The sequence below is a fragment of the Gordonibacter pamelaeae 7-10-1-b genome, assembly GCF_000210055.1.
GTDB classification, from domain to species: Bacteria; Actinomycetota; Coriobacteriia; order Coriobacteriales; family Eggerthellaceae; genus Gordonibacter; species Gordonibacter pamelaeae.
On the sequence record NC_021021.1, the window covers coordinates 3239776 to 3241934 of the forward strand.

Below are 2159 nucleotides of genomic sequence, written 5' to 3' on the forward strand. Positions count from 1 at the left end.
CGCCTGCGCGCGGAAAGGTGCTGCTTCCGGCGGCGGCGTGCCTGGTGCTGCTGGCCGGAGTGGGCGCGCTCGCCTATCAAGGCCTCGTCGCCGCACAGCTGAACGGCAGCCTGCAGGGAGCAGCGGGCAGCGGGACCGCCTCGTCGTCCGGGGAGCTTGCCAGCATCTCGGACAGCGCGGCTTCCGAAGACCTCGGCTCGGCGTCCGACGGAGCCGCGAACGGCGCACCCGAGGCAAGCCGAGACGACGGCTCCGCGAGCGCGCCCCCGTCCGGCGGCTCTGCAGAGGCGCCCTCCTCCGACGGTTCGGTCAACGAGAGCTCTTCCGGCGACAGCACCGGCGCCGGCGCGCGCTGCCCGCTCGTCACGCTCGCCTCCGGCCAGGTCCTACACATCGCAACCGACGAGGCGGGACAGCCCCTCGCCGCCAACCCGGCCCTCGTGGGCGCCGCGATCGAGCAGGCGACCGCCTCCGACGGCGCCGGGAGGGGCCTGCCGTGACCTGCACGGTTTTCGCCTCGGCGAGCGACGCGCATCCCTACGCCGTGCGCTATCCGGGCGACGCCGCCTGCTACTGGGCCGACGAAGCCGCGTAGCGCGGGCTTCTGCGCCCGGAGCCGCACGCAGCCATCGCGCGGAATCTCCCCGACAAACCGGCATCCCCGATCGTGTTAAGGGCAGCAAGCGAGAAAGGGAACGCCCATGAAAGCCTCCATGCCCGCCCGTGCGAACGGGCGCCGATCCCCCGCCCCGCGCCGCCCGCATGCCCGCCTGCTCGTCGCAGGAGCCGTCGCGCTGGCGGCGGTGCTGGCGGCGGGCGCCTGGTACTGCAGCACGCTCCCAGCCAGCCCCCAGGCGGCGTCGTGCGAGGAATTCCACGCCCTCGGCGCAGCCCGGGACGAATCGGCGCCGGAAGCCTCTAGCGCGGCCGGCTTGAATGCGGGCAGCGCGTCCGCCGGTTGCCCTCCCGCGCCCGACGGCGGCGCACCCCCCGACCCTTACGCCGGCGAGGGGTACGCGAACACTGAGGAGCCCGGCTTCGTGTCCACGGCCGCACGGCCGCTCTCCACGTTCTCCGCCGACGTGGACACGGCCTCCTATGCCAACCTGCGCCGCATGGTGCGCGACGGGGCGTGGCCCGCCGACATACCCGCAGGCGCCGTGCGCACCGAGGAGCTGCTGAACTACTTCGATTACCGCTACGCCCCGCCCGAGGGCGACGACCTGTTCGGTATCTCTGCCGAGATGGCCGACTGTCCGTGGAACCCCGACACGAAGCTCCTGGTCATGGGCTTCGCCACCACCCCGGCCGAGACTGCGCCCGAAACCGGCTCGAACCTCGTGTTCCTGATCGACGTGTCCGGCTCCATGGCCGATGCCGACAAGCTGCCGCTTCTGCAGGAGGCGTTCGCCACGCTCGTGCAAGGCCTGGACGAGAACGACCGCGTGTCCCTGGTCACGTACAGCGGCGAGGAACGCGTGGTGCTGGAGGGCGCGAGCGGCGCCGACCGGCAGCGCATCCTGCGCGCGGTGGGCAACCTGCGGGCCGAGGGCTCCACGAACGGGGAGGCCGGCCTGCGCACGGCCTACGACGTGGCCGAGCGGAACTTCGTCGAAGGCGGCGTGAACCGCATCGTCATGGCGTCCGACGGCGACTTGAACGTGGGCATGGCCTCGGAGGACGAGCTGCACGACTTCGTGGACGGGCGGCGCGGGCACGGCGTGTACCTATCGGTGCTCGGGTTCGGCACGGGAAACTACCAGGACGCCAAGATGGAGGTGCTGGCCGACCACGGCGACGGCTCCTACCACTACATCGACTGCGCCGAAGAGGCCCGGCGCGTGCTCGGCCGCAACCTGCTGGCGAACTTCACCCCGCTGGCCGACGACGTGAAGCTGCAGTTGGAGTTCAACCCAGCCCAGGTCAAGGGCTACCGGCTCATCGGCTACGAGAACCGCGCGCTGGCCGACGAGGACTTCCTGGACGATGCGGCCGACGCCGGCGAGGTGGGCGCGGGGCACGCGTTCACCGTGGCCTACGAGGTGGTGCCGGCCGATTCGCCGTTCGAGGTGGCCGTCCCGCAGCTGAAGTACGGCCGCTCGGACGGCGACGTCGCAAGGGCGGGAGATGCCGTGACGGGCGCGGCGGGCGCGCCGGGC

At 72.3% G+C, this 2159-nt stretch carries 1 protein-coding gene and 1 pseudogene; both read left to right on the top strand.

What is annotated here, in order from left to right; translation table 11 throughout:
- Positions 1-500: pseudogene (locus tag GPA_RS14890) on the top strand (hypothetical protein); the annotation flags it as partial.
- 201 nt (positions 501-701) lie between these two features.
- Positions 702-2159 (top strand): vWA domain-containing protein (locus GPA_RS14895; protein ID WP_231847667.1); only part of this gene is annotated, 1458 nt, incomplete at its 3' end.